General features: G+C 44.4%; 16 protein-coding genes. 14 read left to right on the top strand and 2 right to left on the bottom strand.

Annotated elements, in window-relative coordinates; translation table 11 throughout:
• The first annotated feature begins 3 nt into the window (after nt 1-3).
• The 7 genes from GTH32_RS09935 to GTH32_RS09965 all read left to right on the top strand — a co-directional run bounded on the left by GTH32_RS09935 (nt 4) and on the right by GTH32_RS09965 (nt 11,642).
• Nucleotides 4-615, top strand: a complete 612-nt coding sequence (locus tag GTH32_RS09935) for a YqiA/YcfP family alpha/beta fold hydrolase (RefSeq protein WP_163085272.1) — start codon at nt 4-6, stop codon at nt 613-615.
• Between the two features lie 114 nt (nt 616-729).
• A complete protein-coding gene (gene parE / locus GTH32_RS09940) occupies nt 730-2,625 on the top strand; it encodes a DNA topoisomerase IV subunit B (protein WP_163085279.1) in 1,896 nt (631 codons plus the stop codon).
• A gap of 164 nt (nt 2,626-2,789) precedes the next feature.
• On the top strand, nt 2,790-7,289 hold the full coding sequence (locus GTH32_RS09945) for a chemotaxis protein CheB (RefSeq protein ID WP_163085281.1): 4,500 nt from the start codon (nt 2,790-2,792) through the stop codon (nt 7,287-7,289).
• Nucleotides 7,290-7,294: 5 nt separating this feature from the next.
• The gene (locus tag GTH32_RS09950) at nt 7,295-8,806 is read left to right on the top strand and encodes a GAF domain-containing protein (protein WP_163085283.1); all 1,512 of its coding nucleotides are present in this window, start codon (nt 7,295-7,297) and stop codon (nt 8,804-8,806) included.
• Between the two features lie 69 nt (nt 8,807-8,875).
• The gene (locus GTH32_RS09955) at nt 8,876-9,553 is read left to right on the top strand and encodes an HAD family hydrolase (protein WP_163085285.1); all 678 of its coding nucleotides are present in this window, start codon (nt 8,876-8,878) and stop codon (nt 9,551-9,553) included.
• 69 nt (nt 9,554-9,622) lie between these two features.
• Nucleotides 9,623-10,918, top strand: coding sequence for a YfiM family lipoprotein (locus tag GTH32_RS09960; RefSeq protein WP_203565445.1), 1,296 nt, complete (start codon nt 9,623-9,625; stop codon nt 10,916-10,918).
• Between the two features lie 184 nt (nt 10,919-11,102).
• Nucleotides 11,103-11,642 carry an alpha/beta hydrolase gene (locus GTH32_RS09965; RefSeq protein WP_163085286.1) on the top strand — a complete coding sequence of 180 codons (540 nt, stop codon included), beginning with the start codon at nt 11,103-11,105 and terminating at the stop codon, nt 11,640-11,642.
• A gap of 325 nt (nt 11,643-11,967) precedes the next feature.
• Here the strand turns inward: GTH32_RS09965 and GTH32_RS09970 are convergent, their stop codons facing one another.
• On the bottom strand, nt 11,968-12,282 hold the full coding sequence (locus GTH32_RS09970; RefSeq protein ID WP_163085288.1) for a hypothetical protein: 315 nt from the start codon (nt 12,280-12,282) through the stop codon (nt 11,968-11,970).
• Between the two features lie 121 nt (nt 12,283-12,403).
• Here GTH32_RS09970 and GTH32_RS09975 point away from each other — a divergent pair, with 121 nt between their 5' ends.
• Entirely contained in the window at nt 12,404-12,595 is a 192-nt protein-coding gene (locus tag GTH32_RS09975) for a hypothetical protein (protein ID WP_163085394.1), read from the top strand.
• A 1-nt stretch (nt 12,596) separates the two neighbouring features.
• Here the strand turns inward: GTH32_RS09975 and epmB are convergent, their stop codons facing one another.
• Entirely contained in the window at nt 12,597-13,622 is a 1,026-nt protein-coding gene (gene epmB, locus GTH32_RS09980) for an EF-P beta-lysylation protein EpmB (RefSeq protein ID WP_163085290.1), read from the bottom strand.
• Between the two features lie 36 nt (nt 13,623-13,658).
• On the opposite strand from epmB, the gene efp reads away from it, so the two are divergent.
• The 6 genes from efp to GTH32_RS10010 all read left to right on the top strand — a co-directional run bounded on the left by efp (nt 13,659) and on the right by GTH32_RS10010 (nt 19,623).
• The gene (gene efp / locus GTH32_RS09985; protein WP_163085292.1) at nt 13,659-14,228 is read left to right on the top strand and encodes an elongation factor P; all 570 of its coding nucleotides are present in this window, start codon (nt 13,659-13,661) and stop codon (nt 14,226-14,228) included.
• Between the two features lie 63 nt (nt 14,229-14,291).
• Nucleotides 14,292-15,260, top strand: a complete 969-nt coding sequence (gene epmA, locus GTH32_RS09990; RefSeq protein ID WP_163085294.1) for an elongation factor P--(R)-beta-lysine ligase — start codon at nt 14,292-14,294, stop codon at nt 15,258-15,260.
• A gap of 118 nt (nt 15,261-15,378) precedes the next feature.
• A complete protein-coding gene (locus tag GTH32_RS09995; RefSeq protein ID WP_163085296.1) occupies nt 15,379-17,820 on the top strand; it encodes a TonB-dependent receptor in 2,442 nt (813 codons plus the stop codon).
• A gap of 70 nt (nt 17,821-17,890) precedes the next feature.
• Nucleotides 17,891-18,526, top strand: coding sequence for a gamma-glutamylcyclotransferase (locus tag GTH32_RS10000; protein ID WP_246223214.1), 636 nt, complete (start codon nt 17,891-17,893; stop codon nt 18,524-18,526).
• 93 nt (nt 18,527-18,619) lie between these two features.
• On the top strand, nt 18,620-19,120 hold the full coding sequence (locus GTH32_RS10005; RefSeq protein ID WP_163085300.1) for a GNAT family N-acetyltransferase: 501 nt from the start codon (nt 18,620-18,622) through the stop codon (nt 19,118-19,120).
• Nucleotides 19,121-19,161: 41 nt separating this feature from the next.
• Complete coding sequence (locus GTH32_RS10010; RefSeq protein ID WP_163085302.1) at nt 19,162-19,623, top strand: methyltransferase family protein; 462 nt, start codon at nt 19,162-19,164, stop codon at nt 19,621-19,623.
• The last annotated feature ends 179 nt before the right edge of the window (nt 19,624-19,802 follow it).

Below are 19,802 nucleotides of genomic sequence, written 5' to 3' on the forward strand. Positions count from 1 at the left end.
GCGATGCAGCACATTTTATACCTTCATGGTTTTTTAAGTTCACCGCAGTCAGTGAAGGCGCAGGCCACCAAAAAATACTTTAGTGAACACTATCCTCACGTAACCGTTCATACACCTCAATTGTCGAATTACCCAGGCCGAGTAGAATCTCAATTGATTGATATTATTGAAAAAAATCCAGCAATTGTAGAAGGTGGGTTAAAAGTTATTGGTAGTTCTATGGGGGGGTATCTTTCAACCTTTTTGGTGGAAAAGTTTGGCGGTAAAGCCGTATTGATTAACCCGGCGGTTAAACCCTATGAATTGCTAAGAGGCTTTATTGGTCGTCATGTAAACCCCTACACCCAAGAAACCTTTGACATTGTTGAAGATGATATGCGAGTCATACAAAAGCTAGAAGCGCCGCTATTGCGCACGCCATCGGCGTATAAAGTTATGTTGCAAACCGCAGATGAAACCCTAGATTACCTTCTAGCTGAAGAAAAATACCAAGGCGGTCATTTAGTGATCGAACAAGGAGGGGACCACAGTTTTGTCGACTATGAAAGACATCTTCCTGATATCGCCCGCTTTTTGTTAGAAGAGCCTGCAATCAATCAATCCAATGTGGGATGACATAGGCTTTTCATTGCTAGGCTACACAAGCCTTGGTAACATCAAATGACGCTATTTCGCCATGCGTGCAACGCATGTTTTTCTCTATTGCTGGCTTAAATAACAACCATAACTATGTCAAATCAATATAATTCTGAAGCAATTGAAGTCCTAAATGGCTTAGACCCGGTAAAACGACGCCCAGGTATGTACACAGACACTTCACGGCCTAACCATTTAGGTCAAGAAGTTATCGATAACAGTGTCGATGAAGCGCTTGCTGGGCATGCCTCCAATATTAAGGTAATACTGCATGAAGACCAGTCTTTAGAAGTCATCGACGATGGCCGTGGTATGCCAGTGGATATTCACCCCGAAGAGAAAGTGTCTGGGGTGGAACTTATTTTGAGTAAGTTACATGCAGGGGGAAAGTTCTCCAATAAAAACTATGCCTTTTCGGGTGGTTTGCATGGGGTAGGTATATCCGTGGTAAACGCGCTTTCTACGCGGGTGGAAGTGACAATACGAAGAGACAGTAAGGTATACCGTATTGCGTTTGAAAACGGCGATAAAGTTGAAGAGCTTGCTGTAATTGATAGTTGTGGTAAGCGCAACACCGGCACCAGCGTTCATTTTTGGCCCGATTCACAATATTTCGACTCAGCCAAGTTTTCGGTAAGCCGCTTAATGCATAACCTGCGTGCGAAAGCGGTGTTAAGCCCTGGTCTGCGTATACGCTTTGACAACAAGGTAGCAAAAGACACCACTGAATGGTATTTCGAAGATGGTCTGAAAGACTACCTTTACCAAGCAGTAGAGGAATTTGAAACACTGCCTAGCGATGCGCCCTTTATTGGAAGTTACAGTGGCAATACAGAAGCGGCAGATTGGGCCGTTATGTGGCTACCTGAAGGAGGCGAGCTGGTAACCGAAAGTTACGTTAACCTTATACCTACTGCGCAGGGAGGGACCCACGTTAACGGGCTTCGTCAAGGCCTGCTAGAATCTATGCGGGAATTTTGTGAGTTTAGAAACCTGATGCCCCGTGGCGTGAAACTCTCGCCAGATGATATTTGGGATAGGTGCGCGTATATTCTCTCTACCAAAATGCAAGATCCGCAATTTGCAGGGCAAACAAAAGAGCGACTTTCGTCACGTCAATCGTCTGCGTTTGTGTCAGGTGTAGTAAAAGATGCCTTTAGTTTGTGGTTAAACCAGCATACTGAAGTGGCTGAAGCATTGGCGGAAATGTGTATTAACAATGCACAACGCCGCTTAAAACAAACCAAAAAGGTGGCGCGTAAAAAAGTCACTCAGGGGCCTGCACTTCCGGGTAAGCTAACCGATTGTTCTTCGCAAGACATTTCTTATTCAGAGCTTTTTTTGGTGGAAGGTGATTCTGCTGGCGGCTCTGCCAAACAAGCCCGCGATCGCGAGTTTCAAGCCATTATGCCCCTGCGGGGGAAAATTCTTAATAGCTGGGAGGTCGACTCTTCACAAGTACTGGCTTCACAAGAAATTCACGATATCTCGGTGGCCTTAGGTATAGACCCAGACTCAACCGATTTAAGTGGTTTACGGTACGGGAAAATTTGTATTCTTGCCGATGCAGACTCTGACGGGCTGCATATTGCTACCTTGCTGTGTGCGTTGTTTGTAAAACATTTTCGTACCTTGGTAGACCAAGGGCATGTATATGTGGCCATGCCACCGCTATTTCGAATTGACGTGGGCAAAGACGTTTTTTACGCGCTAGATGAAAGCGAGAAGCAAGGCATTCTCGATCGTATCGAAGCAGAGAAAAAGCGCGGCAAAGTGAATGTTCAGCGGTTTAAGGGGTTAGGTGAAATGAACCCAATGCAGTTGCGAGAAACCACGATGGACCCAAATACCCGGCGTCTGGTTCAACTTACCATAGAAGATGCTGAAGAAATGCTCGAACTTATGGACATGTTATTAGCGAAAAAGCGTTCTGGCGATAGAAAAGCTTGGCTTGAAAGCAAAGGCAATATGGCCGAAGTAGATTTGTAGTTAGAGTAAATTAGCTACAAGGGAAGGGAGATACATTAAATGTTTCCCTTTTCACGGGTTTTATTGAACTTTAGTATAGGTGGGGAAATAAGTTACTGGTATAGTGTTTTATTGGCGTTTAGTACGGCGTAACAAGGCCGACGAGTAAGGGTTACTGGAGACAGATGGAATTTCCCCACATAGAGCAAGATCAAAAATCCACCGATACTCCGTTTGTGGTAGGAGTGGGCTCCTCAGCAGGAGGAATAGAAGCGTTAATCAACCTCATAAGCGCGCTACCCAAATCTATTAATGCTTCATTTATTATCGCACAGCATTTATCCCCTTCTCATAAAAGCCAAATGACAGAAATTTTGGCCCGGGAAACGCAGTATGTTGTCGAAGAAGCCAGCCAACAATGTAAAATTAAGGCAAATACTATTTATGTTGGTCCTCCAGGGTACCACTTAAAGTATCAGTCCGCGCGCTTAGTCCTTGATAAACAGCCCAGTGAATTAGCGCCTAAACCTTCGGTAAACCTTCTTTTTGAATCTCTCGCTGATGAGATTGGCGATCACGCTGTCGGGGTTATTTTATCTGGAACTGGTAGTGATGGCGCTAGAGGGCTTAAGGCAATTAAAAGCGTAGGGGGCTTTGCCTTTGTGCAAGACCCGGCCACCGCCAAGTATGATGGTATGCCTAAGGCTGCATTAGAAAATGTGGCGGTAGACGGTATATTAGAGCCGCAGGAAATGGGCCAGGAAATTGCGCATATTACGCAAAATATGACCCGTAACTTCTTTAACTCGCAAGACGATGACCGTAATACGTTGATGAGCGAGTTATATAGCAAAATTCGTGAGTCCACAAAAATTGACTTTAGTTTTTATAAACAATCTACCTTGCTACGTAGGGTTAATCGCCGTCTAATTGCAACCCAAACTACTGATTTGAAAGATTACCTTCAATTTCTAGATGATAACGCTGACGAGGTAGTGGCGCTGTCAAAAGAGTTACTTATTTCTGTGACCGACTTTTTCCGTGATACTAGCGCGTTTAACGCAATTCGTCGGCACATTGAAGATATTGTTGATAGAAAAAAAGACGGCGATAATGTTCGCTTATGGGTAGCAGGCTGTGCCACGGGCGAAGAAGCGTATTCTATTGCCATCACCTTTTTAGAAGCCATTGAAAAGGCTGAGAAAGACATAAGTTTACAAGTTTTTGCCACTGATATTGACGAAGATGCCTTGGGCATAGCACGAAAAGGGACGTACTCGGTTCAATCAATGGGGGGCATCGCGCCGGCGCTGATTGATAAATACTTCCGTTACGCTAACGATGGCTATCAGCCGCAAAAGCCGTTGCGGGATGTGATCACCTTTTCGCGTCAAGATATCACCCGCGACCCGCCTTTTTTGAACCTTGATATGGTGTCGTTTAGAAACGTACTTATTTATTTCAATAGCGAATTGCAGCGTCGAGTTCTATCTTTATTCAGGTATTCATTACTTAAACATGGTGTGTTGTTTTTGGGAAAATCTGAGTCTATCGGCGCCACCGATGATATGTTTGTCCCATTAGACAGACGTAACCGAATTTTTAAGGTAAGTGAAACCTCTAAGCGCCCCAATTTACCGAAAATGCTAAAAAGCCATTTAACGCCCCCAAGAAACAGAGATACGGTTACCAGTAGCTACGAAAACATATTTACCCAAGCTGTACTTGATGGTTTTGGGCCTAGTTTGTTGATAAATGACAAGTTTACTATCTTACACTCCCACGGCGATTTAGACCCGTTTATTCGCTTTCCCACAGGATCGCCCGATTTAAACTTATCTAAATTAATTAGCGCGCCTTTTTCTGCCGAGTTAATTTCTTGTATGAATAAAGCAGGGCGTACCGGAGAAATTGCACAAAGCCGTGCTAAACAATTGGAGAGCGACCAAGATAAACAGTGGCAAATGCGCATCATGCCCCTTGAAAAACATGCGCCCTCCTACTTTTTAGTTAACTTTTTTTCAGTTACCGCGACGGTTGCCGCCGCGCCGGCAGAGGAAGTTGATAGCAGCGAAGCTGACATTGCCGAGCTTATTGCTGCCCGTGAGCAGTTACAAACCCTGACTGAAGAAATGGCTGCTTCAGCTGAAGAAATGCAGGCGTTGAACGAAGAAGTTCAAGCTGCTAACGAAGAACTGCAAGCCAATAATGAAGAGCTTGAAGCGACCAACGAAGAGCTACAAGCTACCAATGAAGAACTCATTAGTGTTAATGAAGAGAGCATGCGCAAATCTGCCGAGCTTGTTGCGGTTAACAGTGAGTTGGTTAGTGTCTACAACACTTTAGATTTTCCAATCTTAGTGTTTGATATGGACTTGTGCTTAAACCGTACAAATGATGCTGCCAATCGACGCTTTCATCTAAACAATGGTTCGTTTAACAAGCCTTTAGATGTGCTTAACTTCCCCGACTACTTTGAAGACATTGAACGACGTTTAAATAAAACGCTGCAAACCGGGGTGGCCAGTAACATTATTATTAAGCCATCTAGCCGGGAAACATATAACGTCTTCGTAACGCCAATTGTGAATACGCGAGAGCGAATTACAGGCGCAATTATAGTCATTATCGATAATTCAGAACTCGTACTCGCTCACGAGAGAATTGAAAAAAGCCAAGAGCAGTTGCTCTCCATTATGAATAATTCTTTGGCCGTAATCGCGCTAAAAGATAACGCGGGACGCTACGAATTCGTTAACTCACGTTTTGAAGAAGTATTTGATTTATCAGCCGAAGACGTAGTGGGTAAAACCGATTTACAAATATTTGAGCGAGAGCTGGCAAAACAATTCCGTGATAAAGACTTAGATACCATGCGTGCGCTTTCGCCGGTGGAAACAGTGGATGAATTCACTTTAGCTACTGGCAAGGTAACGTTAAATAGTGTCCGCTTCCCAATTTTTGATGCAGAGGGAACCATAAAGTCTATTTGTACCCAAGCTACAGATATTACCAATGAGCGTCATGCTAATGAGCAGTTGCGTTTGGCGGGGAAAATATTTGAGCGTACCAGCGAAGCTATATTAGTGATGGATGCCAACCGCACCATAGTGACGGCCAATGAAACCTTCACTCAACTAACCGGCTACGCAACCCGAGAGCTTACAGGAAATCCACCCGATCTTTTACATTCGAAGCAGCATTCCAAGGCGTTCTACAAAGAACTAGAAACCTTACTGCATGAGCAAGGGTTCTGGCAGGGCGAAATCATTACTACCATAAAAGATGGAAGTGACGTAACCCTTTGGCTTACGTTAAATGCAGTTCGCGATGGAGAGGGCAATATCGTAAATTACATTGGCTCTTTTAGCGACGTTGGCGAAATTCAGAATATGCAGCGTCGTATTGAATATCTCGCCACGCACGATGAGCTTACAGGGCTACCCAATCGAAGTGTTCTATTAGAACGTTTAGTCTTGATGATTGGTAACGCTAAGCGTGATGCTCAGTTATGTGCGGTGTTATTTATCGACTTAGATGAATTTAAGCCGGTTAATGATAATTTAGGTCACAAGGTAGGTGACTTATTATTAAAACAGGTTACCAAGCGTTTAAACAAATGTATTCGTGACACTGATTTGCTCGCCCGTCTAGGCGGCGATGAATTTGTGGCCTTGGTATCGGCCTCCTATGTGGATGAAGTTGATGACATTGCCCAGCGCATTATTGAAAACGTGATGCAAGAGTTTCGCGTGGCGAGCCACCGTATTTCGGTCTCGGCCAGTATTGGTATTGCTATTTACCCTAACGATGGGGTTACCTCAGATATTCTGCTGCAGCGCGCTGATGAAGCCATGTATCATGCAAAATCTTTAGGTCGTGCTCAGTATCAGTACTATACTAAACGTATGAAGGATAACGCCCAAGCTCGGGTCGACATTGAGCAAAAGCTTAGACAAGCCCTTGCCGAGGACCATTTTAGTTTGGTGTATCAGCCCCAATACGAAATTGCCACTAACAGCGTGGTAGGGGTTGAAGCCTTGCTACGGGTGACAGGCGATGACGGTGAAATTTTAGATGCCTCTCAGTTTATTGATGTAGCTGAAAAAGGCGATCTGATAGAAAGCACGGGTTGGCAAACGCTTGAATTGGTAGCAGAAGATATTAAAAAAGCGCTTAATCAGGGCATACAGCTTCCACGTATCGCCATTAATCTTTCAGGTAAACAGTTACTGGCTACCAGTTTTAATCAACAATTTAATGCCTTGTTAAAACGTACCAATCTCAGTGCCGAGATGTTCAAGTTTGAAATTTCTGAGCGCGATATTCAGGCGGGTGAAAAGCACATATTCCATCGGTTACATAACTTAAAAAGTATGGGCTGTACGATTTCAGTAGACGACTTCGGTCACTACCACAGCGCTATATCGCACCTACACCAAAGTGGTGCCAGTGAAATTAAATTATCACATGCGATAATGGAACAAATGAAAGACGACGATGCAGATGCGTTGTTAGATGCCTTTTTAAGCGTAGCCAAAGCATTGAACATCGCGGTTATCGCCGATCAGGTCGGCACTGAAGCCCAGCTCAATAGTTTTGTAGAATTAGGCTGTGAAATAGCGCAAGGTTATCAATTATCCGCACCTTTGCTATTTAAAGATTTGCTTGAGAAAGTGAGATAAAACATTTGAATAAAGACGACGAGAGCAAAACGTCTTCATCAACCCTGCCGTTAAAAACGCTATTGGCGAATTGTGAAAAAGAAGCGCTTCACCTTAGCGGGAAAATTCAGGGTTTTGGGGCGGCGCTATTTATTGAAAATGAATCGCTAGTGGTTACCGCTGCAAGTGAAAACGTTGCGAGCTACATTGGGCTCTCAGTGTCTACACTTATTGGGTTGAAGGTACATGAATTAGATTGGCTGCCGCTTGGGGTGCTTTATAATCTTGGGGTAAATCCAGGTAGTCGTGCTCATGCGTTTAATGAATCAGTTTATGGGCAACAGTTAAATTTCCGTAGTCACCGCAGTGATTCAGGTATCCTCATTGAAATTGAGCCTACTACAGCTAAAGTAACCCAGCGCCAATACTTACAGCTAAAAACCGCGATTTTACCGAATATAGGCAGTGACTGGAAAGAACAGGATTACTGGGAACAACTCATCACTACGCTTAATGAACTACTGCCCTGTGAGCGTGTATTGCTGTATCGATTTAATGAGCAGTGGTCGGGAGAAGTGGTTGCAGAAAAAGTAATAGATGGCTTGCAACCATACTTAAAACTTAAATTTCCCGCCTCTGATATTCCCGCAATTGCCCGTCAGATGTATCACCAAAACCCTTCTCGCTATATTGCAGATAGTGGCGCAGAGCCGGTTAACTTTTTAACTGTGTCAGGTGCTCCGTTAGATTTAACGTATTCAGACTTGCGTAGCGTATCGCCGATACATGGGGAGTATATGCAAAACATGGGGGTACGTACGTCGTTTTCTATCCCTATTATGCAACAAGGTAAGTTATGGGGGATAGTATCGTGTCATCACTCTTCGGTTACGCATATAGATTCCCATGTGCGCTACCAAGCGGAGAGTTTGGTAAAGTATTTCTCTATGATCTTCTCTACTTTTCAATCAAAGAGTAGGCTGTTTCTTCTTACCTCGCTGGATCAGGAAGTATCACGGCTTTCACACCTTATGGTTAATAAGTCGAGCGACAATATGAATATGCTTGTGGCCTCGGTTGCTAAGGCGTTTGCCGCCCAAAGCTGTGCACTTTTTCTAAACGATACATGGTATTTTACGGCTGATAGTGGCCTTGATAAAAGTGTGCTTGGCGACATAGATAAGTGCTGTCGATGGAATGCATCTGATGTGATCTTGCACGAGCAAGATATCCGCAATATCGAGGGGTTAGCCTCGGTGCAGTGTGACGCCACCAGAGGAATTATGCTTATACGGTTAAACTTTGAATTTGACAGTGCTCGCTTTTATCTTTTTCGCGTACCTGAAAAGCAGGTAACTCACTGGGCGGGCGACCCTGACAAAACCAAACAAAAGGTAAATGAGAAGGGCGTTTTAACCCCTCGTGCGTCTTTTGAGCGCTGGAGTGAAGTAGATGGCGAAAAAGGTATTCCTTGGAGCAAAAAGGATATTTTGCTTGCCAAAAAGTTAAGAGCCGCCCTCATACGATTATTGACCTAGTAACAGGTTAGCGAACGTGCCACATTATTCCTTTCGTTTCTTATATTCCTCTACACCAAGGAGTGATTTATGTCAGCAAATGCAATTTCTTCCGCGACTACCACTATTCTTTTCGATCACGACGGTACCTTGATTGATTCTGAAACGGTTCACTTTCGTTTGTGGAAGGAAATTCTGGCAAACTACGATGTGCAGCTATCAGAGTCTTTTTTCAATGACGTAATGGCAGGGATACCGGTTTACCAAAACGCACGGGATATTGTTAAGCATTTTTCTATCGATGAAGAAGCTGAGGTTATTGCACAAGCAAAACACGATAAGGTAGAGGCGTTTTTACACCAACAACCCTTTCCCCTAATGCCCTATGCGAAAGAAACAATTAAAGCGTGTTTTGATGCGGGTTATCGAGTGGGCATTGTAACCGGAGGAAGTAAACTCTCGGTGGAAAAAACCTTGCAAGGGTACGATTTATCAAGCTATGTCAGCACTGTGGTGGCAGTTGAAGATGTAAAAGTGAGTAAGCCCGACCCAGAAAGTTATGAGCTGGCTATGCAACAGTTAGGGGTAAAACCAGAAGAATGTATAGCAATAGAAGATACCCATCACGGGCTACAGTCCGCCGTGCAGGCCAAAATTAAATGTGTGGTTATTCCTACCCCGCAAACCGCAAAGCATGACTTTTCTCGTGCATCTGCGCGTTATGATTCATTACAAAAGTGGATCGATAACGAAATGTCTAGCCACTAGCATGTGTAGGGGTATTTCAGGTAACATTTTCGTTTTATCGAAATTGGGCGGCAGGAATTGAAGTAAATTATGAAGCGCGTTTTTCGTTGGCTGCTAGGCCTTTTTCTGGCTCTTCTTATGCTGGTGCTTGTTGCCGTTGTAGCAATTGGGGTTGCAGCGGTACAAAAACATCCTCTTGTGGAGTCGAATGCATCGAACCAGTTAGATGGGGCAGACAGCGTTAATGCGTTATTGTCCCAGCTAAATAGTGCCTTTTCAGAACGGGAAGAAGGGCACACTATCGTGCTTTCCGAAATGCAAATAGAGAGCTTAGTAGGCGTACTTCAGCGTGCCGCGCCCAATTTCAGAGGGGTAGTGAATGTAACGCGCTTTGGTGGTACGGTCGCATTTACCTTTTCACCAAATAACTACGATATCTATATCAACGTTTCTGCGCTTATTTTGCCGGGCGATGCACTTAAGATAGATACCATAACCTTAGGCGATTTATCTTTGCCTGGTAATATGGTGGTAGGGTTTGTTGAAACTGCTATCAATGTATGGACGCGTTCAAAAATTGCATCGCTAGCGCTTAGCCGCATTGAAGCGGTTAGTATGAGAGAAAATGAGGTCTCGCTTCAGATAGGGCCCCTTGATGAATTATTAGTAGAACTCAATACGGTGAGTAATAATTTATCCATTGATGCCGACAACGAACTGCAAGATTTAACCGCGTACTACCTGCGCTATATTTCTGGGCGAGAATTAGCCCTTTCCCCTAAACCTATGCCTTTAATAGAATATTTACGCGAAGGTATGGCGCGGGCCAGAGAGCGAAGTGAAACAGCAGAGGAGGCTGTGCTTCATAACAAAGCGGTAATCTTCGCCTTAGCTGCGCTGGTAGGACACCATCGTGTGGGGCACTTAGTGGGCGATATTCAGCCTAACCCCGATAAAGCCATCAAACCTCGCGCCCCGGCCATCTTAGTTGAGCGTAACGACCTTGCGCGGCATTTTATTATTTCTGCTGCGCTAGAGTTATTGGGCGAGCAAGGCGTGTCGTTAGCCATTGGCGAATTTAAAGAATTAATGGATAGAGCTCAAGGTGGTACAGGGTATAGTTTCGTTGATTTAGCCGCTGACATGGCGGGGGCGGAATTTGCGCGCGTAGCGCGTTCACCAGACCGCGCCAAAGAGCTACAAAATGCCATGGCCCGTGTTCAATCAGACAGCGACATTATGCCTGCTATTGAAGGGCTGCCGGAAGGGCTAAGCAAACAGGGGTTTATACAACAATATCAGCAGGTTGACAGCGAACTATATCTGCAAGAGGTCAAAGAAATCAAACGCCGCTTAGCGACTATTACGCTTTATGCCGCTGATTAAACATAGATAAACGAAATATCTCTGTAAGGTGGTAGCGGCAGTAAGGCTATCAATCATTTACCAGCGTTGTCCTATTGAAAAAGAATTAAACAAAATGGACATTGATGCGCTTGTTTCACGCGTTTCTAGCGCAGATGAATATTATTAATCGCTAAAGATACTCCATAACGATACCTAAATAGCGTTGTCCGACAATAATTACATTGAAAAGGAACTTATTCCTTTTGTAGACTCAAATTATCAGACTTCTGAATTTAGAATTTTAGAAGGTCACTCATTGGGTGGTTTACTTTCGTTATATACCGTTCAAGCTCGTCCTGAGCTATTTACAGCACACTATGCTTTCAGCCCATCCCTCCACTGGGGAGACAATAAAACAGTGGAAAAAATAATTACCTATATTTCATCCCGTAAGTCACTAAAGCAATTTATATACATGAATTTAGGCGATGAAATAGTAAAAAGTGAACATGAATCAAGAAATACAATGAGAACGTCTTTTTTAGGGTTACAAACCATTTTCAACGAAAATAGTATTTCAGGGTTAAGAGTGAAAAGTGAAGTTTTAAAAAACCTTCCCCACGCTGCAACAAGCATATCCGGGTTGGTCAATGCAACTAACGAACTTTATAGGTACTGGGTTTTACCTTTTGATGTGATGGAGAAAGGGCCTGAAGCAATATCTGAACATTATAAAAAGCTATCAACTGACCTTTATTATTAAGTGAAGCCGCGCATGGAGCCAATCAACTTCGCTGCCGACTATATGACCAATGGCGTCCACTCTCCAGAGAAAAGTATGAAGCTTTTAGAATATAACGCGGCATTATGCCCAGAATCTGCGTGGGTTAATTTTCTTGAAACCCTATGATTTTATTGATGTAATTTCTTTGAAGGCCAGAGATTAATTGCAGTCAGAAAGTTAAAAACGGCCGCTTTGGGTTCATGTCAGATATTCAGTGATACAAACCTATGGAGCCGCTTTTGTCTATTGGTGCCCGTCAATGCTCATGTTTAGGCAGTTCAGGGCGTAAAGCGGCTCTCATGCGCTACTTTTTTATTAGCGATTGTTGAAATTGAGCTATGGTCACCAAGGCTAATTCAATCTTTTTTATTAGCGAAGGTAAGGCAGCTTTAGCATCTTCGTCGGACATATCTTTTAGCAACTGCCACTCGTGTGCAATTTCTTCCACATAGGGGCCAAAGCGTTTCGCTGAGGTACTAAAAGGGCTGTCGGCGGCAAATACTGCGGCAAATTTACCCTTTTGATCTTGTTGTAAGCGATCCAGCGCCTGATCCGCATCTACCGCTTTACGGTAAAGGGTTTGGATGGTGTCTTGAAGTTGTTGATGAATAGCTTGCATGGGTACCCTTAAAGCTTTAGGTAAAAAACGGTTAAAGAATCTCAACAATGTGCCGATACACAAAGAGGTGGGCAATTCTGCCCATTTTTTTACTTTGCTACAAGCAACAAAGGAAATCGGTATGGATTTACAAGGTGCAAGTGCATCTGCAACGTCCGGTGCGTCACTTGAAGTTGCCTCTTTAAAGTTGGCTAAAAGCCAACAGCAGGAAGAAGGTAAAGCGACGCTTCAGCTGCTGGAAACAGCCGCTGACGTACCAAAACCCTCATCGTCTGATCCATCGCTTGGTGCCAATATAGACACCTTTGCGTAAATTAGGGATGTAAGTGTAAGTCGATAGGCGTTTTGCCGGGCTCACCGCCAATTTCTCTTACCAGTTTTGGCACTAGGAAACCCGGCAAACGCTTTATCGCTTGCGCCATAATATTCCGGCCTTCTTCATCGCTTACATAAAAGTGACTGGCACCTTGTACCTTGTCTAATACATGCAGGTAATAAGGCAATACTCCACTTTCAAACAGTGTTTCGCTAAGTGCACATAACGCGTCAGCACTGTCGTTTACTCCTTTTAAAAGCACGGCTTGATTAAGTAGGGTTACACCTTGGTTTCGTAATGGCAATAAGCGTTGTATTAAGTTCTCGCTTACTTCATTGGCATGATTAGCATGCAACACCAACACTTTTTGCAGCGGAAGTTGGGTAAACCATTCACTAAAGGTGCTATCAATGCGTTCAGGCAATACCACAGGCAAGCGAGTGTGAATACGTAAACGCTTAATATGCGGGATAGCGGCTATTTCATTTGCAAGCCAGCTAAGGTGGGTGTCTTTAGCCATTAAAGGGTCGCCGCCTGAAAAAATCACCTCATTGATATTGGGGTTGTCAGCAAGGTAATTGAGCGCTTCATACCATTGGCTTTTGCTTACCGCATTATCTTGATAAGGGAAATGTCGCCGAAAGCAATAGCGACAGTTTACCGCGCAGCCGGTACGTACCATAAGAAGTGCTCGGGAATCGTATTTATGCAATATCCCTCTGCCTGCCGTTTGATGTTCTTGTAGCGGATCTTCGCTATAACCCGGTGCGACGACAAATTCATCACTTAGTGGCATAACTTGTTTAAACAAAGGGTCGTCAGGGTTACCCTTCTGCATTAATTGGGCAAAATGGCGAGGTACGCGCATGGGGAATAATTGGCGTGCTTTAACGTGCTGTGCGTACTTTTTGGCATCCAAACCTAAAAATTCCACCAGTTTAGTAGGATCGGTAAAGCTATTTGCCAATTCTTTTTGCCAGTTTAGCTCTACAGAAATCGGTTTTTTAGGTATTATTTGTTCCACGAAACTTTTTGTACCTTATGTTTAGACAGAGGAATTATGGCTAATTACAGCACTAACGAGTTCAAAGGCGGCCTGAAAATCATGCTGGACGGCGAACCTTGCAACATTCTTGAAAACGAATATGTTAAACCTGGCAAGGGCCAAGCATTTAACCGTGTAAAAATTCGTAAACTTATATCAGGTAAAGTTTTAGAAAAAACCTTCCGCTCGGGTGAATCAGTAGAAGGCGCAGACGTTATGGATACTGAGCTTGCCTACCTGTACACCGACGGCGAATTCTATCACTTTATGAATAATGATACATTCGAACAAATCGCCGCTGATGAAAAAGCTGTGGGTGACAATGTAAAGTGGTTGGTAGAAAACGACGTGTGTACTATCACGTTATGGAACGGCTCACCTATTACAGTTACGCCTCCCAATTTTGTTGAGTTAGAAATTACCGAAACTGACCCTGGCCTTAAAGGCGATACTGCAGGTACAGGCGGCAAGCCAGCAACGCTTAGCACAGGTGCAGTGGTACGCGTGCCACTATTTGTGCAAACCGGTGAAGTTATTCGTGTGGATACTCGCTCAGGTGAGTACGTTTCACGGGTACAAAAGTAACAGTATTGTGCCGGTATTCACGTTGAAATACCGGCTTCTTCTCTTTCATTCATAGCCTTTACTATGCAGCAGTGGCAACCCACAACCTCACATCAAAACCGCGTTGCGCGGGCTAATTTGTTGCGTACTATTCGCGCATTTTTCTGCCAGCGAGATGTATTGGAAGTTGAGACTCCAACGCTTTCACAAGGTACAGTAACCGACGAACACCTAGATGCATTTGCCACCGACTTTTACTACGGCTCCACGGGTAAACCTGTATCTTTATTTTTGCAAACTTCCCCTGAGTACGCAATGAAGCGTCTATTATGTGCCGATAGTGGCGCAATTTACCAAATTAGCAAGGCGTTTCGCCATGAGGGGGAAGGGCGCTGGCATAACCCAGAATTTACTATGCTTGAGTGGTATCGCCCGGGCTTTTCTCACGTAGAGTTGATGGCGGAGGTAGATGCCTTATTAATCGCCACCTTAGATACTGAACCTGCGGATAAAATTAGCTACCAACAAGCTTTTATCGATGTGCTGGGGCTAGACCCCCTAACCGCCACTAACCATGCCCTTGATGATAAAATGCGATGTTGCGGCATTGATATTAATGCACCAGAAACATTAAGTATAGACAGTAAATTACAACTGCTTTTTGGCCAGGCTATTGAACCTATTATTGGCCGCGAACGCCCTTGTTTCGTCTACGGATTTCCCGCCTCTCAGGCAGCATTGGCAAGAATAAACCCCGAAGATAAGCGTATCGCCGATCGCTTTGAAGTGTATTTTCAAGGTGCTGAACTCGCCAATGGCTTTTATGAGCTATGTGCACCCGATGAACAACGTAGGCGCTTTGCGCAAGATAATGAAAAGCGCCGCGCGGCAGGCTTGCCCACAAAACCTATTGATGAATATTTTTTAAGCGCATTAGAAGCGGGATTACCTGATTGCGCAGGGGTGGCATTAGGTATTGATAGACTATTAATGATAAAAGTGGGGGCGCGCCACATTCAAGACGTCATTAATTTCCCGGTTAGTCGCGCATAACTTTTCCTTACGATAAATGTGGTTTTATGTCGGATCAAACGCAGTTGACTTTATACGCTTGATAATAAAGAATGTTATAACATCACAAAGTTAACTATTTTGTTCCAAAGGAAACCACATGAAAATGCGTTCACTGCTTAGTATTACCATAGCAGGGCTGCTTAGCACACCTGTGTTAGCAACTACCGTAACGGGGAAAGTCACCGATCCATCAGGTAAGCCTGTGGTAGGCGCCGAAGTGACTATCGAAGGCACTCGTCGCGTGGCCGTTACTGGCGAAGACGGTATCTATCGGTTTGATGACGTAACCCAGCCTCATATTCATTTACATGTATTTTCTTCGCAATTTATCCACGGAGATAACGATTTAGGCGATGTAAGTACCGATCAAAATGTGGATTTTGTATTAAAGCCAGCGTCAGTTGAAAACATTGTAGTAACGGCTACCGCGCTACAATCTTCTGTACTGGAATCCGTTACGCCCGTCACTGTTATAGGTGCAGAAAAGCTTCGCAAAATAGAGGCGCCCACGTTAGGAGAAACGCTAAAAAACTCGCCTGGGGTACACAGCACCTATTTTGGTCCCGTTGCGAGTAGCCCTATTATTCGCGGCAACGATGGCCCTAGAGTAAAGATTGTTCAAAACGGACTGGATGTATCTGACGTATCCCGTGTTGGCCCTGACCATAATGTAACCACGACCATGGCCAGTGCTACGCAAGTCGAAGTCCTTCGTGGCCCAGCCACCTTGCAATATGGTAGCGGGGCAATTGGCGGCGTGGTGAATGTGGTAGATAAACGTATACCTCAATATCACGTTGATGGCGTAGAAGGCGAGGTAGAAGCTAGCTACAGCACCGTAAACGAAGGCCAGTACACCCGTGGTGATGTTACGGGCGGGGCAGGCAATATCGTATGGCATTTAGATGGCTTTTATCGCGACACCGACAATGCAGATATCCCCGGTTATGCCTCGGCTGAGCCCGATGATGATGAAGAAAAAGGGGTATTGGAAAACAGTGCCATGGAAACATCAAATATCGTCGCTGGGCTTTCCTATGTGGCCGATGAAGGTTATTTGGGCTTTGCTGTAGAGCAATTAGATAACGAATATGGTGTACCCGGGCATAGCCATGATCATGGTCATGAAGAGGAACACGAAGACGAAACTGAAGAAGAGCACGAGGAGCATGCTGAAGAAGGCACCTTGCTTGATGTAGACATGACCCGCTATCAAGTGGCAGGTGAATGGCATTCGCCTATTGAAGGGCTAACCAATATTAAGTTTGCTGGTGCGTATACTGACTACGAACATGCCGAAATTGAAGACGGTGAGCTAGGGACAGTATTTACCAATGAATCAAGCGATATGCGCTTGTCTTTGTATCATGAAGAAGTGAAAGGATGGCATGGCGTATTTGGCCTGCAGGCTAACCACAGTGATTATACTGCGGTAGGAGAGGAAGCGTTTACGCCAGCCAATACCACGTCGAGTTATGCGTTGTATTTAATCGAGCAAAAAGTTGTGGGTGATGTGACCTTCGAGTTAGGTGGGCGTATCGAACGTACATCCTATGATGCAGATGACAGTGAGGTTGAGCTTCATGCACTGCATGTAGAAGATGACCACGACGAAGACGAGCACGATGACCATGAAGGCGACGATGAGGATCATGAAGAACATGGTACCGAATTTAGCTTTCCTGACTATGATTTTACCAGTACCTCCTTATCAGCGGGGGCAAATTGGGAGTATGTAGAAGGGCAATCTGTCGCAATTACATTATCACGCAGTGAGCGTGCGCCTAGTCAACAAGAATTGTTTTCAGCAGGTCAGCATTTAGCAACGGAAAGCTTTGAAGTGGGGTTAGTCTTTGATATGGATGATGAAGGCCATATTGAAGAAAACCTTCGTGGGGTAAATGAAGAGGTAAGCACGAACCTTGATATTACCTTTCGTAAATTCACCGGTAATTGGGGCTACAGTGTTTCATTCTTTTATAACCAAGCAGACGATTATATTTACCAAAGCAACACAGGGTTAATCGCGCTTAGTGAGGAAGAAGAACATGAGGAACACGAAGAAGAGGAAGCCCATAGCGATGAAGAAGGTTATCCGGTTTATTATTTCCAACAAGCTGATGCCGATATTTGGGGCGTGGAAGCTGAAACTTACTTCGATATAAACAACAATGTCCGTCTAACGGTGTTCAGTGATTATATTGATGCCGAAGTAGAAAGTGATAATTTACCGCGTACCCCTCCACTACGTGTGGGTAGCGAGCTTAGCTATGTGAATAATGGCTTAACTGCCGATGTAGGCTTTACTTGGTATGATGCGCAAGATGATGTTGCTGATTTTGAAACCACCACCGACGGTTATACGTTGGTAAATGCAAATCTTCAATATGAGTTCACGGGTGAAGGCGTAGATTGGGTTGTTTTCGCTAAAGGCAGCAATTTAACCGATGAAGAAGCGCGGGTGCATACGTCTTATTTGAAAGACAAAGCGCCGCTTCCGGGTAGAAATCTAACCTTTGGTGTGAGAGCGTTGTTTTAAATAAGCTTTAGCTGCGCAGACGAAGGACCTTCCTTTATTTGCGCAGCTTGCTATGCTCTACGAGGACGCCTTGAATTCACAAACCGAAAGCCATGTTATTGCATTTTTATCCACAGTGCCTGCGCAGCATTACGTACTGGGGTATGGCAGTTTACTTAGCCGCGATAGCCGAGAACGATATTCGCAAATATTTACCCCTGGGCTTCCTGTAAATGTTACGGGGTTTCAGCGCGCTTGGGTAACGCGCAGTATAGCCGAACAACAAACCTATGTGGGGGCCATAACTGATAGTAACAGCCAACTTAATGCATTACTTATTCCTACCGCCATTAACCCCCAGTTAAAAGACCGCGAAAAAGACTACCGTTTTGTTGAAGTAGGGGTCCAAGCGCTATCATTTACTGGTGCACCAATGAGTGAAACACTTTTCAATGCGTTGGAAAAACATACTTTTTGGATATGTGAAACGTTACAGGTGCTGCCCGCCAATGAGCAATTCCCTGTACACCAAACCTATATCGATACCTGCTTATCTGGATGTTTTGAACATGGCGGAGAGACAAAAGCGCACGCTTTTGTCTCTCAAACTAAGGGATGGGAACACCCTCGCTATAACGATCGAGAAGCGCCTAAATACCCGCGGGCCGCTAACCTAGATAGCCGTCAGCATAGTAAAATTGATGCTATTTTAAAGGCGCTTAGTTAGCTTTATCTTCAGTAGCTCTAATCGTTTAATCTACCTTAGGTAGGCGCGCCTCTATTATGCGTGTCATTTATAAGGAAATAAGCTGAGACATTTATGCATATTCAAACCCAACGTTTAACATTAAGGCCATTGAGCTTAGATGATCGCCAGTGGATCCTTACCTTAAATCGCGATCCTTTGTGGTTAAAATACATTGGTTGTAAGAATATATTCACCCTTGATGACGCCTGCGATTACATTGTTCAAACCCATGCTCAACAACAGGAGTGGGGCTATGGTTTACAGGCGATAGAGTGCAATAAAACACACCAGCCATTGGGGGTTTGCGGCCTATTTAATCGGTTTGCTTTTCGCTATCCAGATCTTGGCTTTGCGTTACTGCCCGAAGGGCGCGGGGCGGGTATCTGCAAAGAGGCTTGTGAAGGTGTCATTAAATGGGCTACTGAGCAAGGTTACGAATTTTTAACTGCTATGACCCACCCTGAAAATAGCGCATCTCAACATGTACTAGAGCGTTTGGGCTTTAAGCCGCGCGGCTATTATTATGATAAAGCCTTTCCAGGCCAAACCCTGTTCTGGTTAAATCTTACTTAACCAACTAAAGTGGGAGAGTGATTACAAATAAGGTTTCCCCCATGCGATCCCTAGAATTAAAAGTTCCGCCGGTAGCCCTTTTGCTAGTGTTTGTTGTGGCTAGTTGGCTTATAGCTCTTGGGTTTCCTGCCTATAACTTTGCGTTGCCCTATAGACATTACATAGCGCTAATAGTGTGTGCGTTAGGTTTTATATTTGCTTTGCTGGGTGTGCATGCATTTCGCCGAGCAGGAACTACTGTAGACCCCAGAATACCACAACAGACCGAAACATTAGTTGTGAAAGGAGTGTTTGGCGTAAGCCGTAACCCTATGTATGTGGGCTTTTTATTGGCATTAATCGCATGGTGCCTTTGGCTAGAAAACGGGGTTAGCGTGTTAGTCATTCCCGCTTTTATCGTTTATATGAATCAATTTCAAATAAAGCCTGAAGAACGGTTTATGCAGGCTAAATTCGGCGCCGACTATACCCAGTATACCCTTGCGGTTCGTCGCTGGCTCTAACCTATTATGATTGCTTCTTTAGTCTAACTTGGTGCATTCCGCTGTTTTTACTTGTCGTTTTTGTGCAGTGCACCATTGGTCAGTGAGAGTGCTTGTTAATGCTATGCGGTTCTTAATGTAAATTACGTGTAAAAGTGGTCGTGACGTTGGAAACGAAAACGTAGCTTGTCCTCACTGTT

Source organism: Alteromonas profundi, from assembly GCF_010500865.1.
Taxonomy (GTDB): Bacteria; Pseudomonadota; Gammaproteobacteria; order Enterobacterales; family Alteromonadaceae; genus Alteromonas; species Alteromonas profundi.